Source organism: Devosia sp. Root635 (genome assembly GCF_001427605.1).
GTDB lineage: Bacteria > Pseudomonadota > Alphaproteobacteria > Rhizobiales > Devosiaceae > Devosia.
The window spans coordinates 216,021-231,437 of record NZ_LMGZ01000018.1; the positions used below are offsets into that span (position 1 = coordinate 216,021).

Annotated in this window: 19 protein-coding genes; 9 read left to right on the plus strand and 10 right to left on the minus strand. The window is 64.3% G+C overall.

The features are described from left to right. Window positions 1–46 precede the first annotated feature (46 nt). Window positions 47–1,045 carry an asparaginase gene (locus ASD80_RS10345; RefSeq protein WP_056232408.1) on the plus strand — a complete coding sequence of 333 codons (999 nt, stop codon included), beginning with the start codon at window positions 47–49 and terminating at the stop codon, window positions 1,043–1,045. A gap of 3 nt (window positions 1,046–1,048) precedes the next feature. Here ASD80_RS10345 and ASD80_RS10350 read toward each other — a convergent pair whose 3' ends face one another. Beyond that, a complete protein-coding gene (locus tag ASD80_RS10350; protein ID WP_162247347.1) occupies window positions 1,049–2,329 on the minus strand; it encodes a TIGR03808 family TAT-translocated repetitive protein in 1,281 nt (426 codons plus the stop codon). Between the two features lie 130 nt (window positions 2,330–2,459). On the opposite strand from ASD80_RS10350, the gene ASD80_RS10355 reads away from it, so the two are divergent. Together ASD80_RS10355 and ASD80_RS10360 are read left to right on the plus strand one after the other, a co-directional pair. Beyond that, window positions 2,460–3,947: a helicase HerA-like domain-containing protein gene (locus tag ASD80_RS10355; protein WP_056232765.1), complete on the plus strand. Its 1,488-nt coding sequence runs from the start codon at window positions 2,460–2,462 to the stop codon at window positions 3,945–3,947. After that, the gene (locus ASD80_RS10360) at window positions 3,944–4,513 is read left to right on the plus strand and encodes an LOG family protein (protein ID WP_156460402.1); all 570 of its coding nucleotides are present in this window, start codon (window positions 3,944–3,946) and stop codon (window positions 4,511–4,513) included. Before ASD80_RS10355 ends, ASD80_RS10360 begins: the two co-directional genes overlap by 4 nt. A 44-nt stretch (window positions 4,514–4,557) precedes the next feature. Here ASD80_RS10360 and ASD80_RS10365 read toward each other — a convergent pair whose 3' ends face one another. Further along, the gene (locus ASD80_RS10365; RefSeq protein WP_056232416.1) at window positions 4,558–4,863 is read right to left on the minus strand and encodes a DUF6958 family protein; all 306 of its coding nucleotides are present in this window, start codon (window positions 4,861–4,863) and stop codon (window positions 4,558–4,560) included. Window positions 4,864–4,988: 125 nt separating this feature from the next. Between ASD80_RS10365 and ASD80_RS10370 the strand changes: the two genes are divergently transcribed. After that, complete coding sequence (locus ASD80_RS10370) at window positions 4,989–5,633, plus strand: TetR/AcrR family transcriptional regulator (protein ID WP_156460403.1); 645 nt, start codon at window positions 4,989–4,991, stop codon at window positions 5,631–5,633. Here ASD80_RS10370 and ASD80_RS10375 read toward each other — a convergent pair. Further along, window positions 5,621–6,790 (minus strand): FAD-dependent monooxygenase, encoded by a 1,170-nt coding sequence (locus tag ASD80_RS10375; protein ID WP_056232423.1) that lies wholly within the window; start codon window positions 6,788–6,790, stop codon window positions 5,621–5,623. The two genes, ASD80_RS10370 and ASD80_RS10375, sit on opposite strands and share 13 nt — an antisense overlap. A gap of 106 nt (window positions 6,791–6,896) precedes the next feature. Next, window positions 6,897–7,142: a zinc-finger domain-containing protein gene (locus ASD80_RS10380; RefSeq protein ID WP_056232425.1), complete on the minus strand. Its 246-nt coding sequence runs from the start codon at window positions 7,140–7,142 to the stop codon at window positions 6,897–6,899. Window positions 7,143–7,294: 152 nt separating this feature from the next. Between ASD80_RS10380 and ASD80_RS10385 the strand changes: the two genes are divergently transcribed. The 3 genes from ASD80_RS10385 (at window position 7,295) to ASD80_RS10395 (ending at window position 9,307) form a co-directional block, all read left to right on the plus strand. Then, window positions 7,295–8,059, plus strand: a complete 765-nt coding sequence (locus ASD80_RS10385; RefSeq protein ID WP_056232428.1) for an alpha/beta fold hydrolase — start codon at window positions 7,295–7,297, stop codon at window positions 8,057–8,059. Window positions 8,060–8,145: 86 nt separating this feature from the next. Then, entirely contained in the window at window positions 8,146–8,982 is an 837-nt protein-coding gene (gene cysE / locus ASD80_RS10390) for a serine O-acetyltransferase (RefSeq protein WP_056232432.1), read from the plus strand. A 109-nt stretch (window positions 8,983–9,091) separates the two neighbouring features. Continuing rightward, window positions 9,092–9,307, plus strand: a complete 216-nt coding sequence (locus ASD80_RS10395; RefSeq protein WP_056232434.1) for a DUF3126 family protein — start codon at window positions 9,092–9,094, stop codon at window positions 9,305–9,307. 61 nt (window positions 9,308–9,368) lie between these two features. Here ASD80_RS10395 and ASD80_RS10400 read toward each other — a convergent pair whose 3' ends face one another. Next, a complete protein-coding gene (locus tag ASD80_RS10400; RefSeq protein WP_156460404.1) occupies window positions 9,369–10,046 on the minus strand; it encodes a hypothetical protein in 678 nt (225 codons plus the stop codon). Between the two features lie 99 nt (window positions 10,047–10,145). Between ASD80_RS10400 and ASD80_RS10405 the strand changes: the two genes are divergently transcribed. Further along, window positions 10,146–10,466: a DUF6949 family protein gene (locus ASD80_RS10405; RefSeq protein WP_056232441.1), complete on the plus strand. Its 321-nt coding sequence runs from the start codon at window positions 10,146–10,148 to the stop codon at window positions 10,464–10,466. A 145-nt stretch (window positions 10,467–10,611) separates the two neighbouring features. Here the strand turns inward: ASD80_RS10405 and ASD80_RS10410 are convergent, their stop codons facing one another. From ASD80_RS10410 to ASD80_RS10420, 3 genes are all read right to left on the minus strand, one after another. Next, entirely contained in the window at window positions 10,612–11,205 is a 594-nt protein-coding gene (locus ASD80_RS10410) for a transglutaminase-like cysteine peptidase (RefSeq protein WP_082555195.1), read from the minus strand. A 475-nt stretch (window positions 11,206–11,680) separates the two neighbouring features. After that, window positions 11,681–12,313, minus strand: a complete 633-nt coding sequence (locus ASD80_RS10415) for a PilZ domain-containing protein (RefSeq protein WP_056232447.1) — start codon at window positions 12,311–12,313, stop codon at window positions 11,681–11,683. Window positions 12,314–12,441: 128 nt separating this feature from the next. Continuing rightward, window positions 12,442–13,095 (minus strand): PAS domain-containing protein, encoded by a 654-nt coding sequence (locus ASD80_RS10420; protein WP_056232451.1) that lies wholly within the window; start codon window positions 13,093–13,095, stop codon window positions 12,442–12,444. A gap of 184 nt (window positions 13,096–13,279) precedes the next feature. Between ASD80_RS10420 and ASD80_RS10425 the strand changes: the two genes are divergently transcribed. After that, window positions 13,280–14,017: a rhomboid family intramembrane serine protease gene (locus tag ASD80_RS10425; RefSeq protein WP_056232454.1), complete on the plus strand. Its 738-nt coding sequence runs from the start codon at window positions 13,280–13,282 to the stop codon at window positions 14,015–14,017. 113 nt (window positions 14,018–14,130) lie between these two features. On the opposite strand, the gene hisI is transcribed toward ASD80_RS10425, so the two are convergent. Both hisI and folE read right to left on the minus strand, forming a co-directional pair. Then, window positions 14,131–14,583, minus strand: coding sequence for a phosphoribosyl-AMP cyclohydrolase (gene hisI, locus ASD80_RS10430; RefSeq protein WP_056232457.1), 453 nt, complete (start codon window positions 14,581–14,583; stop codon window positions 14,131–14,133). A gap of 84 nt (window positions 14,584–14,667) precedes the next feature. Then, window positions 14,668–15,291, minus strand: coding sequence for a GTP cyclohydrolase I FolE (gene folE / locus ASD80_RS10435; RefSeq protein ID WP_056232461.1), 624 nt, complete (start codon window positions 15,289–15,291; stop codon window positions 14,668–14,670). Window positions 15,292–15,417 lie beyond the last annotated feature (126 nt).

Here is a 15,417-nt window from a genome sequence, read left to right on the forward strand (position 1 = left end):
GGTCCTGCGCTGTTCGTGAGAACAGCCCGGACCGGAGTTTTTTCTGATGGATGCCAATCCCGTTCTTGCCGAGACCATACGCGGCAACTGGGTCGAAAACCGCCATCGCGGCGCCTATGTCGTCGTGGATGCCGACGGCCGTATCATTGCTTCGGCCGGCGATATCGAGCGCGCCGTGTTTCCGCGCTCCGCCATCAAGTCCATGCAGGCCCTGCCGATCTTCGCGCGCCATGCCGAAGACAGGTTCCACCACTCCGAGGAAGAACTGGCGCTGGCCTGCGCCAGTCATCACGGCGAGGACGTGCATGTCGCGACAGCCAATGGCCTGCTGACCCGTATGGGGCTTTCGGCGGCCGATCTCGAATGCGGCGCGCATCTGCCGACCAATGCGGCGGCGCGCGAGGCGCTGCGGGCGGCGGGGGCGCCACCCAGCCCGTTGCACAACAACTGCTCAGGCAAGCATTCCGGCATGCTGAGCGTGGCCCTGGCCATGGGCGTGCCGACATCGGGCTATGTCGGTCGCGACCATGCGGTGCAGCAGGCGGTGCGCACCGCGGTCGAGGCGGTTATCGGCGAAAGCCTGACCGAGAGCAAATGCGGCACCGATGGCTGCTCGATTCCCACCTTCGCGGCGCCACTGCGCGCCTTTGCCCATGGCTTTGCCCGCATGGCGACGGGCAGGGGCCTATCGGCCGAACTGGCGACGGCCGCCCGGCGCCTGTTCGACGCGGCGACCAGCCATCCGCATCTGGTGGCCGGCACCGGCCATGCCGATACGCTGCTGATGACGGCCTTCAAGGGCAGGCTGATGCAGAAGATCGGCGCCGAGGGTGTGCAATGCGGCGCCATCCGCGACAAGGGCTGGGGCTATGCGCTCAAATGCGACGACGGCAATATCGCCGCGAGCCAGGCCATGCTGGCCGGCATGCTGCTGAAACATGCCGATCCCGATGCCGGACAGAAGGCGCTGCTGGCAACGCTGGCGCACCAGCCGATCAGCAGCGTGCGCGGGGCGGAAGTGGGCGAGATGCGGACGACGGTTTGAGCGCTATCGGACGCTCACATTCGGGTAGCGACCGGCATTGGCGATGAGGTCGGCTTCCACGACCTCGGTCCAGGCGAGGCCGACGATGGCGTGCTGGCGGGCCGAAACGGCGTTGCTGCCGAGATGAACCGGCCCGGCCCCCTCCACCACGCTCACCCCGATGCCGATATCGCTCTGGCTGACCACGTTGCCTGATATCAGCACGTTGCGCAGGAAGCTGCCATAGCCGGCCGCGATGGCGATGCCGGGCACGTTCTGCACGGTGTTGCCGGTGATGGCCGCTTCCGCCTCGGCGAAAATGCCTATGGGGATCGTATCGGGATTGACCGGTGAGTTCGGCGTGATGTTGCGCACGATGTTGCCGGCGCAGACGGCCAACTGGCCGCCGGAGTCGAGATTGGTGATCGAGATGCCGGTGGCGGCGCCGTCGACGATATTGTTGGCGATGACCGAGCCGGAGAATTCGAATTCCGAGAAGATCGCCACCTCGCCCGAGCGCAGGCAGGTATTGCCGCTGACCTGCGTATTGTTGGTGGCGTTGAGGCGGATCGCGGTGAAGGCGCAATCGGCGATGTGGTTGTTGGCGACGATGACCTCGTCGGCCTTGAACACATTGATGCCATTGCCGTTCTGTCCGTTGCCGCCGCCACGCCAGTCGATATTGGCGATGCGGTTGCCGGTAACGATGGAGCCATCCGCACCGCTCTGCGAGCGCCAGATGCGGATACCCGCATTGCCGCACTGGTCGATGCTGTTGCCCGATATGAAGAGGCCGCGGCTGTCCATGGCGTGAATGGCGGCATCGCCGAGTTCGGTGAAATGGCAATCGCTTATGGTGACGCCGGCATCGGCGATGCTGACGCCGATTTCCGAGCCACGGAAGCGGCAGCGCTCCAGCGTGATGTCGTCGCTGGCCACGATGGCGATGCCGGCAGTGCCCGATGCGAAGCCGATATCGCGGAGGACGAGCGAACCGCGGTCGTGGACGGACAGGTTGTCGCCATCGGGCAGCAGGGTTAGCTCGGTGCGGCCCGGAACGCCCTGGACCACCAGATTGGACGGGAAATCGAGGCCGCTCACCTGGATGATGCCGGCCGGCAATTGCAGTGCCTGGCCCGCCGTGGCGGCCTGATCGAGCGCCGCCTGCAGCAACGGGCCCTGGTCTCCGGCGGTATCGCCGGCGACGCCAAGCGTCGTGGCATCGAGCACGGACTGGGCGCGCGCGGCCGGCGGAGCGGCGAGACTGGCGATCCCGGCCAGGACAAGGCGGCGATTGGCGAGCATGGTTGTCTTCATCCAGCCATTGTGCCGTGCGCGCGCCGATCCCGCCATCAGCAATGGAAAACAGAGTTACGAGTTGTCCCGCCGCAATGGGGGCGGCTATAAGAAACCAACTCAAAGGATGGCGGCGCCGATGCTTATTGACGACAAGATCTTTCTCGGGGTCAGCACGCGTCCCGAATACCTGGCGCTCAAATATGGCAACCGGCATGGCCTGGTGACCGGGGCGACCGGCACCGGCAAGACCGTGACCTTGCAGGTGATGGCCGAGGGATTCTCGGCCGCCGGGGTGCCGGTCTTCGCGGCCGACATCAAGGGCGATCTCAGCGGCGTGGCCAAGATGGGCGCGGCGCAGGGCTGGCAGACCCAGCGCGCCCAGGACATCGGCTTCACTGACTTCAAGGACGACATATTCCCGGTGATCTTCTGGGATCTGTTCGGGCGGCAGGGCCATCCGATCCGCGCCACCATCTCGGAAATGGGTGCGCTGCTGCTGAGTCGCATGCTCGAGCTCAACGACACGCAGGAAGGCGTGCTCAACATCGCCTTCAAGCTGGCGGACGATGAAGGGCTGCTGCTGCTCGACCTCAAGGACCTGCGGGCGCTGCTGGTCGATATCCAGGAGCGGGCCAAGGAAATTTCCACCCGCTACGGCAATGTCACCACCGCCTCGATCGGGGCGATCCAGCGGGCTTTGCTGGTGCTGGAACAGCAGGGGGCGGAGAATTTCTTCGGCGAACGCGCGCTCGACATTGCCGACCTGATGCGGACGGATCGGGACGGGAAGGGTTTCATCTCGATCCTGGCGGCGGACGAATTGATGCGCGCGCCAAGGCTTTACGCGACCTTCCTGTTGTGGATGCTGAGCGAGCTGTTCGAGGAATTGCCGGAAGTGGGCGACCCTGACAAGCCCAAGCTGGTGTTCTTTTTTGACGAGGCGCATCTGCTGTTCGATGATGCACCCAAGGCGCTGATCGACAAGGTCGAGCAGGTGGTGCGGCTGGTGCGTTCCAAGGGCGTCGGCGTCTATTTCGTGACGCAGAACCCGGTCGATATTCCCGAAACCGTGCTGGCGCAGTTGTCCAACCGGGTGCAGCACGCCCTGCGGGCCTATACGCCGCGCGAACAGAAGGCTGTGCGGGTGGCGGCCGAGACATTCCGGCCCAATCCGGAATTTTCGACTGAGGAGGTCATCACCCAGCTGGGCATCGGCGAGGCGCTGGTGTCGGTGCTGGAGGCCAAGGGCATTCCCTCGGTGGTCGGGCGCACGCTGATCCGGCCCCCTTCGGCGCAGGTCGGGCCACTTTTGCCGGAGGAACGGCGCGCCATCATCGCCAATTCGCCGGTGGCCGGGCTATATGACACCGTCGTCGACCGGGATTCGGCCTTTGAAAGCCTGGCGAAGAAGGCCCGTGACCGGCAATTGGCGGAGGAACGCCAGCGGCAGGACGACGAGGCGCGCAAGGCCGAACGGACCTATCAGGACGACAAGCCGCGCCGCAGCTCGACTCGCCAGACGCCCGCAGAAGCGGCAATGAATTCGCTGGCGCGCACGGTTGCCAACCGGCTGGGAAGCGCGCTGGTGCGCGGCATTCTCGGCGGCCTGAAGCGCGGCCGATGAGCATGGTGGAACCCGCTATCGCCGCTCCCGTCGTTGCCGTTTTCGCATCGGATAAGGGGCCGGGCGACCCAGAACGGGCGTCGATCATGGGGCAGGCCGGCACGTATTTTGCCAAGCGCGGCGCCCATATCGTGTGCCTGGCGGAAAACGGCGTCATCCCGGTGCCGCTAATCACCGCGGCGCGGACGGCGGGCGGGCTGGTGCAGATCGTGGCCGATGCGACCATCGCGCTGCCCAGGGCCCTGGCTGGCGTGACGATGGAAGTGCTGCCCGAGCGTGAGGAGCGGCTGACGCGAGTGGCGCAACTGGCCGATGCCTATGTGGCGCTGCCCGGTTCGCTGGCCTCGGCTTCGACGCTGTTTGGCAGCTGGGCCGCCGCCCGGGCGCAGGGACGCACGCCGCCGGTGGTGATGCTCAATCGGCATCGGGCTTATGAAGTGATGCGGGGCTATGCCGCTGACGTGCTGTCGCCGGGCCTGCCCGGCTATGAGCGGGCCGTGCAATTTGCCGACACGATCGAGGATCTTTGGGCGCGGCTGAGCAGGCTGGTCGCGGAGGCGAGATAGGATTTCGGCGACGCGTTTTCATCAGGAGCTACTGGTGCCGTTGCCTAGGCGAGCTTGTAGATCCTCACCGGCCTGGTGCTGCCGCGGGCGATGATGCCTTTGAATTCCAAGTCGAGTTGTACGCCCTTCATCCACCAGCCGGCCTTTTCGCCGCCAGGGAAATGTTCTTGCGACAGGATCGGCCTGATCGCCTCGCGCAGCTCGGCCGGGGTGATGCCGGGTGCCTCTGACGGCAGCGCGGCGAGCACCGCATCCTTCATCGCCATGAACCGCGCCTTGTCGACCCGCACCTTGTGATCGGGCGAGACGGCGTTTTCCATCAAGTATTTCTCGGCTTCATCCTTGGCCATAGCGGGTCTCCTTGATGGTGAGGTCGGCTGGCATGGACAGTGTGAACTGAACGGTCCAGTTCCAACATTGCATCAAACTAGACTGTCTAGTATGATTGTCAAGTGGACCTGACTGGAGGCGATGGATGGCTGTGGAAGAAGAGGGCATGGCGGCGGGGGCGGGGCGCTCGGCGCGCAAGCGCCAGGCAGTGCTGGCGGCAGCGACGGAAACTTTTCTCAAATCCGGATATCTCGGGGCCAATATGGATGAGATCGCCGCGATGTCCGGGGTGTCCAAGCAGACCGTCTACAAGAATTTCGGCAGCAAGGAAGCGCTGTTCATCGAGGTGGTGACTTCCATGACCGATGCGGCCGACCTGCGTGTGCACACGGCGCCGGCCGAGCCCGACAATGCCGAGGCGCTTGAGCGGTTCTTGTTCGACTATGCCTATCGGCAGCTCTCGGTGGTGATGACGCCGCGGCTGATGCAATTGCGGCGGCTGGTAATCGGTGAAGTCAGCCGGTTTCCCGACTTGGCGCGGGTGCTCTATGAGCGCGGGCCGCAAAGGGCCATGCAGGTGCTGGCGGGGATTTTCGAGCGACTGGAGGCACGCGGGCTGTTGGCCTGCCCCGAACCGGAGGTTGCGGCGACCAATTTCAACTGGCTGGTCATGGCCGAGCCGGTCAACCGCGCCATGCTGATGGGCGACGGCGAATTGCCTGACGATGCGCAATTGCGGGCGGTGGCGCAGGAGGCCGTGCGGGTTTTCCTGGCGGCTTACGGCTCGTAACCATAGAGCCAGGCCAGCCGGCGCAGGTGGCCCCGGCTGCCCTGCAGGGCGATCACCGTGTTGCGGGCCATGCTCAATGGCCATGGCAGGTGGAAGATGCGGCCATTGACTGCAGAGACGCCGGCGGTGCGGGCGGTGCGAGGGCGGCGGCGCTGGCGGTATTTTTCGAAGGCGGTTTCGGCATTGGACTCGGCGATGAGCAGAGGAGCGAGGACGGCGGCATCCTCGATGCCCATGGCGGCGCCCTGGGCCTGGAAGGGCACCATGGCGTGGGCGGCGTCGCCGGCGAGGCCGATATTGCCGGCATGCCAAAGGGGCGCGTCGACGGTGTAGAGCGGCCAGGATGTCCAGTCGCTGGCGGTCTCGATGATCGAGGACAGCAGCGGCCAGCTTGTGATGCTCGGCGGCAAGGCGGGACTTTCTCCTTTGTCCGACGGATTTCGCTGCGGGGCGAACAGGGCCAAGTTTACCTGACCCCGATGGGGGAGGGGATAAGTGACCGCGTGAACGTCTCTCGCGAGGAAAACCGAAACCCGGTCGAGCGGCAATTTGTCTTTGATTGCAGAGGCTTGCAGCAGGGTACGCCAGGCGGCGCTGGATGTGTAGCGCGCCGGTGGGCCGCCGATTATTTCGGTGCGGGTGCGGGAATGGACGCCGTCGGCGCCGATGAAGGCGTGGCCGCGGCTGGTGCGGGTCTGGCCATTGGCCTCGTCGATGGACACGGTGACGCCGCGGGCGTGGGAGACCACGTCCCAATTGCGGGTGCCGAAGACGATATCGATATTGGCGAAGCGCCGGCAGGCCTTGTAGAGGGCATCGGCGAGATCGGCGCGGTGCATGACGGCATAGGGGGCGCCGAAACGCTGCCGCATGATGGCGCCAAGCTCCAGCGTCACCAATGGGACGGAACCGCAATGGGGGTAGATATCGATGCCCGATGGTTCGAGGGTGCGGGCGGAAATTGTCTGGTCCAGGCCGAGGTTGTCGAGGATTTTCCGGGCGTTAGGGCTGACCTGCAGGCCGGCGCCGAATTCGGAAAGGGTGGCGCTACGCTCGAGGATAACCACGGACGCGCCAAACTTGGCCAGCGCCAGCGCCAGCGTCATGCCGGTGATTCCCGCACCGGCGATATAATAGGTGCGGCCGGTGCCGGGCATGGCTTAGAGCGCCGGCCGTTCCGACGAAATCGGAACTGGCGCTCTGGCCTTTTGTTTTCGCATCGGATTTGTCCGAAAACCGCGTCGCACTTTTCGGTCCGATGCTTTAGGCCGCGTCGGCGTGAAAGATGGCGGAAAGCGGGTTGGCGGTACCGGGAGCCAGGCGCGAATTGAACACGTAATGCGTTGAACAATAAGAGCAAATCGCCTCATTGTCCTTGCCCATGTCGATATAGATATGGGGGTGATCGAAGGGCGGCAGGGCGCCGACGCACTGGAATTCCCTGGAGCCGACCTCGATCTGGCGAAGGCCTTCGGTATTGTGGAAATGGGGCGTGGTGCCGTGGGCCATGGCGAGAAAAACCTGTTTGATTTGGCCGGACCATATGCCAAGGACGGGGGCAAGGAAAGGCCCCGGAGACACTCTCCGAGCCAGTCCACACAACACCGCATCTGGCGGCTTAATGCTAACACACTGTTAGCATCGACGAGCGGAACCTGCGCATGGCGAGTTTTCAATCCGAGGGCCTGACACTGGCCTACGAGTCCTTTGGTTCGGGGCTTCCCGTGCTCTGCATTCATGGCTTTGCCTCGAGCGGCAAGGTTAACTGGATCGACACCGGATGGGTGGAGACGCTGACCGGGGCCGGCTATCGCGCCATCGTGCTGGACAACCGGGGGCACGGGAATTCGGACAAGCCGCATGACCCCGAGCGATACTATCCGGGGGATATGTCGCGCGACGGCGTGGCGCTGCTCGACCATCTCGGCATCGAGCGCGCCGCCATTCTGGGCTATTCCATGGGCGCGCGGATAAGTGCCTTCCTGGCGTTCGAACATCCCGAGCGGGTGGCCTGCGCCATTTTCGGCGGCATGGGGATGAACCTGGTCAACGGGCTCAGCGATGGCAATGACATCATTGCCGGATTGCGGGCGCCGACGCTGGGCGAACTGACCCACAAGACGGCGCGGCAGTTCCGCATTTTCGCCGACCACACCAAATCGGACCGGGAGGCGCTGGCGGCGTGCATGGAGACGTCGCGCCAGCCGATGGCGCGGGCGGATGTGCGGCGGATCAACGTGCCTGTGCTGGTGGCTGTGGGCGAGACCGACGAAATGGCCGGGCCGCCCGGTCCGCTGGCCGAATTGCTGCCGCAGGCGGAGGCCTTTGTTATCCCCAAGCGCGATCATATGCGGGCGACAGGCGACAAGGCGTTCAAGCAGGCGGGGCTGGGCTTCCTGGGCAGGAATTTCGTCTCGGACAGGTAAATGTGAACCAAACCGTGCGTCCGGGCTTTGTCCCGGAGCATCGAATGGCTTATATCGGTATTTCTCGATGAAGCGGAGAATGCGCCATGTCCAGCAGCGCCCGTAAGCCTGCAGAGATCAAAGCGGTCGATCCCGTCTGGGAGGCCGTGCGCGCCGGGGCGCAGCAGATCGTAGCGGCCGAGCCGTCGCTGGCCAATATGGCGATTTCCGCGATTCTCAATCACGACTCGTTCGAGCAGGCGCTGGCCCATCGGCTGGCGGCGCGGCTGGACCATGACGATGTATCGGCCGATCTGATCCGCCAGGCTTTTGCCGAGACGCTCATCGATGCACCCGAGATTGCGATCAAGGCGCGGGTGGACCTGGCGGCGACGCTGGAGCGCGATCCGGCCTGCCACCGGGCGATCGAGCCGCTGCTGTTCTTCAAGGGCTACCAGGCGATCCAGACGCACCGCTTTGCCCATGCCATGTTCAGGGCGGGGCGGCGGGACTTCGCGCTCTATCTACAAAGCCGGGCCAGCCAGGTGTTCCAGGTCGATATCAATCCGGCGGTGCCGATGGGCAAGGGCATCATGCTCGATCATGGGACGGGCCTGGTGATCGGCGAGACGGCGGTGGTGGGCGACAATGTGTCGATGCTGCAGAATGTGACGTTGGGCGGCACCGGCAAGTCCGACCAGGACCGCCACCCCAAGATCGGCAATGGCGTGTTGATCGGGGCGGGGGCCAAGGTGCTGGGCAATATCGTGATCGGCGACTGCTCGCGCATCGGAGCGGGCTCGGTGGTGCTCAAGGACGTGCCGCCGCGCGTGACCGTGGCGGGCGTGCCAGCCAGGGTGATCGGCGAAGCCGGCTGCGCGCAGCCGGCGCTGGTCATGGACCAGATGGTGCTGGTTCACGATCTGGCTTCGCCAACTGAGTAGCAAGGCAGCCAAGCAGCTTGTTCCCGCTAAAATGGCACCGGTCAGGGGTTGTATGCGTTGTCAGGGTGACTAGATTGCCGGCTCAACGCAAATCAGCAGGACACCGACAGTGAACCATCCCGAGATCATCAAGCTGCAGAAGTTCCTGCAACTGAAGTTCAACAACAAGAACATCGACGTGCGGCCGCGCGCGAAGCTCAACGATTCCGTCGAGGTGTTCATTGGCGATGAATCGATCGGGCTCATTCACGTGGACGACGAAGACGGCGACAAGTCGTATATCTTCAACATGTCGATTTTGGACATCGACCTGGATGAGGTCTGAAAGTGTCCCCGCGAGAGCGGGGATTTCTTTTTGGGGATCTCTACCCTCATAAGCCGATCTCTCACCACGCGCCGATGGCGGTGAGCCAGCGTTGCATTTCCCCGTCGAACTGGCGCCAGGATTGCAGGACGGTGGCGTCGAAGGTGTAGACGGCGGCGATGCCGCTGGGCAGGTAGACGGTGCGGACGCATTGGGCGACCCCGTCGGTGGCCACCGGGGCCACGCATTTGGCGACGAAGGGATTGGGCGAGAGCGCGTCGTACCAGACGCTTTCGCCGGCATAGCCGTTGCTGGCCAGCATCGGCTTGCCCACCAGGCCCGGCACGCCGCCCAGGGTTTCATCGGCAAACTGATGCAGGTAGACGCGGTCGAGCAGGCTGCTGCTGGCGCGGGCGCGGCTGCGTGGCAACAGGGTGACGCCGACCGGCAAGGGGGTCTCGACGCCTTCGGGGGCGTAGAGGATGCGCAGGTCGATCTGGCTGGTGAAGCCGTCGCGGATCTGCTCGCCATAGCGGAACCAGGATGTGGGGATCGCCAGCTCGCGTCCTGAAATCGTCTGCGAGATGGTATCGGCGTCATCGAGCGATGGCTGCGGGACGCGGCTCGATCGGCCCAGTTCATCGATGAGATAGGCCATGCCCACGGCGAGCAGCAGCACCAGGACGGCAATGCCGGCAAGATTGTAGGCCAGCGAGGCAGGGCCGGAATGGCGGCCGGCCGGAGCCGATTGCAAACTCATGTCCAGCGTTAACCAGTTCAGCCGAGGGGAGGTGACAGGCCATCAGGCGGGCAATATGCTTAATGAGGGGTTAATAGATGGCGCGGGGACGGACTGGGCATGACCAAGGAATTGCTGCTCGCGGCCTTCTTGATTGGCGTCGGCTTGTGCATAGCGGGGGCCGGAACGCATCTCTACCAGTGGCTTGCCCGGCAGCAGGCCATGCTGCGCTATGACGGCAAGAGCTTCGTCACCGCCATGGGCAACCTGGCGGTCAGCTTTGTCTGCGGGCCTTACATCATGCTGCAAATGGGCTGGCAGCATGAGGAGGACGGCACGATTTCGATGACCTCGGCGCTGGTTTCGGCGGTGGTGGCGTTCGGCTGGGCGTTTGTCACCGGGCTGCTGTTCATGGGGATTTATGTGGCGGTGCGGTTTTAGCGCCGCTGCTACCCAGGGATACAAACAATGAGGCCGGCTTCGGGTTGCGAAGCCGGCCTCATTCATCAGACCCCTATCAGGGATAGGCTTTGGGCGGGGTCCGGAAGGCGGCGGGAGTTGCGCTTCCCGCTTGTTCTTGTTGTGCTCAGTCGATCGCCGCCGTGGCGACGACGATCTCGCGGGTGTCGATCATGTCGACCCACTGGCCGGCATTGGCCTGGGACTGGCGCTTGATGAACTTGTAGGGGGTCTGGCTCCACAGATCGATCGAGCCGACCTGATTGTCGAGCACGAGATCGCCGCGATCGGTGCGGACCATCAGCACGGCATGGCCTTCGCCATTGGCCTGCTTGACCACGGCCATCAGCAGCGTCGAGGCGGGCCAGCCGGCATTGATGAGTTCGCGGCGCTTGGCCAGCGCATAGTCTTCGCAATCGCCGTAGCCGTTGGGGTAGGTCCAGAATTCGGCGACCTGGTAGAGTTCCTGGTCGGTGACCGGGACGATGGCCTGGTTGATGCCGGCATTGACGGAGAGCAATTGCTGCCACAGGCCCTCGGTCAGCGGTACGGCCGCGACGGGGTTGGCATTGGCGCGGCACTCGTCGGGGCGGCTCCGGCAGAATTCGGCATGGCCCACCGGAATTGAGGTGGTGCCGCCAACGGTCTGCACGAAAGCAACATTGGTGGTGTCGAAGGCCTGGGCCGGATTGCCGATGGCGAGTGTCATAAGGACACTCATGAGCGCGGCTCCCAGTCCTTTCCTGTTGAAACGCATTGTGTGATCTCCCTGATGGAGACCACGTTAGGCAGCGCAACTTAGGGCGATCGGAAAAGTGCCACGCAGTTTTTAAGCGTGTTTTATCGATTGGATTTGGATGGGGTTAACCATGGGGGCCTGCCCGAACTTCGGTGGCTCCCGTCCCCCCATCCTCATTCCCTCCTCCATCGCATTTTGGAAATTGAGAGACCACGACTCTCTCAGTCGACACCCTCCCCCTTGCGGGGAGGGATCAAGGGTGGGGGATGTTTAGCCCCGATTTATATCGTGGCTCCCAACACCCCCTCCCAGCCTCCCCCGTCAAGGGGGAGGTGCCGCCCGGTGGTGGTGGCGGAATGGTGCCAATCATATGCGATAGCCCTGCCCCTCAAGGGTGGGAAGGGGGTGGGCCACACCCAATGCATTTGGGAAAGCCAACAAGGGCCGTGCAGTCCCCTCAGTTCATGCGCAGGTTCTGCTGGATGACGGTCAGCATTTCCTGGGCCGAGGCGAATTCGACGGCAACGCCATTCTGGAAATGGCGGACGACGCGGGCGCGCATGCGGCCGAGCGTGACCGGCGTGCCCATGGCCGGACGCACATCGAGCTCGATGGCGGCGCCGGAGAGGGAAATGTCGATGATCTTGCAGTTGTAGCGGCGGCCATCGTCGAGGACGACGGTGGAATGGCGGATATCGGGGACGACGCGCTCGTGGCGGCGATCCTCGGGCAGGTTCAGCACATCCTTGTTGGCCAGCCAGGTGAGCTGGGCCGCCATCTTGTCGCGCTTGCGCGGCGAGGCGGCGATGTCCATCAGGAAGCCGCCTTCCATCTGGTTGAGGATGGTGCCCTCGATGCGGCCGACATGATCGACATAGGCGATGACCTTTTCACCGGCCACGCCGGCGACCGGGGCGATCACCACGGCATCGCCTGGGGACATTTCGAGGATCTGGCAGGGGAATTCGCGGCGGTCGGCCAGCATGTAGCGGCCGAGGACGGATACCTTCACACGCTGGAACTTGCCCGGTTCCGCGCGGGTGCGGACCGGGGCGATGTACTGGCTGGAAGGGAGGTCGTCGCTGAGCATTCGCCGGACCACTGACGCTTGTGTTTCCACAGCAAGCTAACGGGGTTTGGTTAACGCAAAGTATTGTGATGCGGGTATTTGCGCAGTTGGACACCGCGCAAATTGAAGAGATCGGGTAGAGGAAATACTTACTGTCGGCCGCCGTCGATGACAGCCAGGTGGGCGTAGCGGCGGGCGGTGCGGCCATAGACCACGGCGGGCATGGCTATGGGGGCGGCGCTGCCGGCGAAGCCCACGTCGTTGACCACGTTGGTCGCCACTTCACGCACCGAATCTTCCATCCCCATATCGTCCGGCCAGATCAGGCGCAGGCCGGTGATGCGCTGTTCGAGAATGGGCTGGACGCCGAGCCAGTAGGGCTCGTCCAGCGCCGTCATGGCGCCGAGCAGGCGGGTATGGGTCGAGCCGTTGTGACGCAGCGGCATCAGGATGGTCTCGAAGCTGACCTTGGTGTGGAGCGCGGTGGTGCCCTGAAAGGTCACCAGCGCCACCGCGTGATCCTCGGTGACGGCGCGGATCAGGGTTTCCATCGCGTCGTGATCGCGCTCGTGCCACAATGCCGAGAAGGAGCGGCCCTTGAGCTCGCGGCAATAGGCGGTGCAGAGGTGCGAACCGGCAAGGCGGAAGGAGAATTTCTCGCTCTCATCGAGCTCGAGAATGAAGGTATTGGCCAGGGCATCGCGGATGCGCGTGGGGTCGATATCCTTGCGGTCGGGGGCGCTGCGCGCACCACGGATGGAATTCCAGTAGTCGTAAAGCGTCCTGGTGCTCGTCTTTTGCATGGTTTTTTCTCGACCCGCCAAGTAGGGCGGGGCGCTCCCCCCTTGGAACGCAGCCGCCACAACCCGACTTTGGCAAAAGCGCGGGGCAAAAGCGCTCTTAAAGAACAGTTAAGGTTAACGGCCGCGGGCCAATGTGGAAAAGAACAGCGTAAGGCGCAGGGCGCCAGCGAGTCGGAGCGAAGTGATGAGTGAACAAGGTCAGGCGCCGGTAAATCCCCGTCAGCCGGGGCGGGAACCGGTCTTCCTGCTGCCGGGCGACGTTACGGCGGTCATCGGGGTGTTGGTGGCCATTCACCTGGCATCAACCCTGGTGCTTAACCAGGCGGGGCAGTTGCAACTGATATTCTGGTTCGCCTTTCAACCGCTGCGTATCATTGCGGGACTGGACGATATTTCGCTGGCCGTGCCGCTGATCTGGACGCCATTCACCCATGCGCTGCTGCATGCGGGCTGGGAACACCTGCTGGTCAATGCGGCCTGGCTGGCGATTTTCGCGACGCCGGTGTCGCGGCGCTACGGGGCAGGGCCGATGCTGGCGATCTTTTTCGTCTCGGCGGCGGCGGGCGCGGCGCTGTTCGCGGCGACGACGCTCTATTCGGGCTCATACCTCATCGGGGCGTCGGGCGGAGTGGCGGGGCTGACAGGCGCGGCCTGCCGGTTCATCTTCCAGCCGGTGATCGTGGCGCAGCATCCCGAGACGGGGGAGCGGGTGATCGTGGGGCGACGGCTGGCGAGCTTCGGCGACCTGTGGCGCGACAACCGGGCGCGGTTTTTCATCCTGATCTGGGTGGTGCTGAACGCGGCGGTGCCGCTGCTGCCGCTGGTTACGGGCATGCAGATGGCAGTTGCCTGGCAGGCGCATCTGGGCGGGTTTTTTGCCGGGATATTGATGGTGGGGCTGTTCGAGCGGAAGGCGGGGTAGGAGGATCGTGCCACGCCCTCCTTCGACAGGCTCGGGATGAGGGTGGTTCGACTCAGGATGAGGGTGGTTCGAGGTGCGAGCCCTTCGCGAGCCTCGAACCACGAGGGCGTGCCTCAATGGCCGTACACATCCCTGGGATCGAACAGCCTGGGTCGGCCGGTATCTTCCAGCGCAACCGTTCCGTCGCTGACCACTATCCGCCGGTAGAAGCAGCTCTTGCGGCCGGTGTGGCAGGCGGCGCCGCGTCCGGTCTGGTTGACCACGAGCACGATGGCATCCTGGTCGCAATCGGTGCGCAGTTCCACCACCTGCTGGAGTTCGCCGGAGGTTTCGCCCTTTTTCCAGAGCTTTCCGCGCGAGCGCGACCAGTAATGGGCGATGCCGGTTTCGAGCGTCAGCGACAGGGCTTCGGCATTCATGTGGGCCAGCATCAGCACGTCATTGCTGCCTGCTTCGATGGTGACGACGGTGACGAGCCCGCCCGTGTCGAAGCGGGGGGCGAAGGCGGTGCCTTCTTCAAGCTCGGCGTGGGAGAGGGGGGCGGGGTCGGTGAGGGTCAGGGCCATGGGGCTTCATACCGCTGCGGGACGGATTGATCCAGACGGAAGGCACTCAAGCCCGAGGGTGACGTGCGGTGGGTGTGGCACTAGTCAGCGCTTGCCGATCATGGCGAAGAAGCGGTCCTGCTCGACGCGGTCTTCGGCGAAGACGCCGGTGAAGCGGTGGGTGACGGTGGCGGCGCCGTGGGCGTGAACGCCGCGCATGGACATGCACATATGCTCGGCTTCGAGCATGACGGCGGCGCCGCGGGGGCCGAGATGTTCGTTGATGGCGTCGATGATCTGCGCCGTCAGGTTTTCCTGGGTCTGCAGGCGCCGGGCGAAAACTTCCACGAGCCGGGCGAGCTTGGAGAGGCCGACAACGCCGTCATGCGGCAGGTAGGCGATATGCGCCTTGCCCACGAAGGGCACCATGTGGTGTTCGCAATGGGAGCTGAAGGGGATATCCTTTACCAGGACAATATCGTCGTAGCCGCCGACTTCCTTGAAGGTCTTGGAGAGGATGGTCTTGGCATCCTGCTCATAGCCGGCGAAGAATTCGCCATAGGCGCGGGTGACGCGACCGGGGGTTTCGAGCAGGCCTTCGCGCGTCGGATCGTCGCCGGCCCAGGCCAGCAGGGTGCGGACGGCGGCCTCGGCCTCTTCCTGCGTCGGGCGGGCGGGGCGCCGGGCATCGGCGGGCAGGCTGTGCAGCGGGTTGACGCGGGCGTCCATCGGCGGTTCCTTTTCGCTTCGATGCGCATTGGATGCGCCAAGCGTGGATTGGTTCCCAAAGGGCACATACTTTGCGTGGCGGCCCGCTTCGGAGCCCCTATATAAGGGGTAGGCGCCAGAGCGACA

Coding starts and splice junctions, on each gene's coding strand:
- ASD80_RS10345 (WP_056232408.1), top strand. CDS start 47: ATGGATGCCAATCCCGTTCTTGCCGAGACCATACGCGGCAACTGGGTC.
- ASD80_RS10350 (WP_162247347.1), bottom strand. CDS start 2,329: ATGCTCGCCAATCGCCGCCTTGTCCTGGCCGGGATCGCCAGTCTCGCC.
- ASD80_RS10355 (WP_056232765.1), top strand. CDS start 2,460: ATGCTTATTGACGACAAGATCTTTCTCGGGGTCAGCACGCGTCCCGAA.
- ASD80_RS10360 (WP_156460402.1), top strand. CDS start 3,944: ATGAGCATGGTGGAACCCGCTATCGCCGCTCCCGTCGTTGCCGTTTTC.
- ASD80_RS10365 (WP_056232416.1), bottom strand. CDS start 4,863: ATGGCCAAGGATGAAGCCGAGAAATACTTGATGGAAAACGCCGTCTCG.
- ASD80_RS10370 (WP_156460403.1), top strand. CDS start 4,989: ATGGCTGTGGAAGAAGAGGGCATGGCGGCGGGGGCGGGGCGCTCGGCG.
- ASD80_RS10375 (WP_056232423.1), bottom strand. CDS start 6,790: ATGCCCGGCACCGGCCGCACCTATTATATCGCCGGTGCGGGAATCACC.
- ASD80_RS10380 (WP_056232425.1), bottom strand. CDS start 7,142: ATGGCCCACGGCACCACGCCCCATTTCCACAATACCGAAGGCCTTCGC.
- ASD80_RS10385 (WP_056232428.1), top strand. CDS start 7,295: ATGGCGAGTTTTCAATCCGAGGGCCTGACACTGGCCTACGAGTCCTTT.
- cysE (WP_056232432.1), top strand. CDS start 8,146: ATGTCCAGCAGCGCCCGTAAGCCTGCAGAGATCAAAGCGGTCGATCCC.
- ASD80_RS10400 (WP_156460404.1), bottom strand. CDS start 10,046: ATGAGTTTGCAATCGGCTCCGGCCGGCCGCCATTCCGGCCCTGCCTCG.
- ASD80_RS10405 (WP_056232441.1), top strand. CDS start 10,146: ATGACCAAGGAATTGCTGCTCGCGGCCTTCTTGATTGGCGTCGGCTTG.
- ASD80_RS10410 (WP_082555195.1), bottom strand. CDS start 11,205: ATGAGTGTCCTTATGACACTCGCCATCGGCAATCCGGCCCAGGCCTTC.
- ASD80_RS10415 (WP_056232447.1), bottom strand. CDS start 12,313: ATGCTCAGCGACGACCTCCCTTCCAGCCAGTACATCGCCCCGGTCCGC.
- ASD80_RS10420 (WP_056232451.1), bottom strand. CDS start 13,095: ATGCAAAAGACGAGCACCAGGACGCTTTACGACTACTGGAATTCCATC.
- ASD80_RS10425 (WP_056232454.1), top strand. CDS start 13,280: ATGAGTGAACAAGGTCAGGCGCCGGTAAATCCCCGTCAGCCGGGGCGG.
- hisI (WP_056232457.1), bottom strand. CDS start 14,583: ATGGCCCTGACCCTCACCGACCCCGCCCCCCTCTCCCACGCCGAGCTT.
- folE (WP_056232461.1), bottom strand. CDS start 15,291: ATGGACGCCCGCGTCAACCCGCTGCACAGCCTGCCCGCCGATGCCCGG.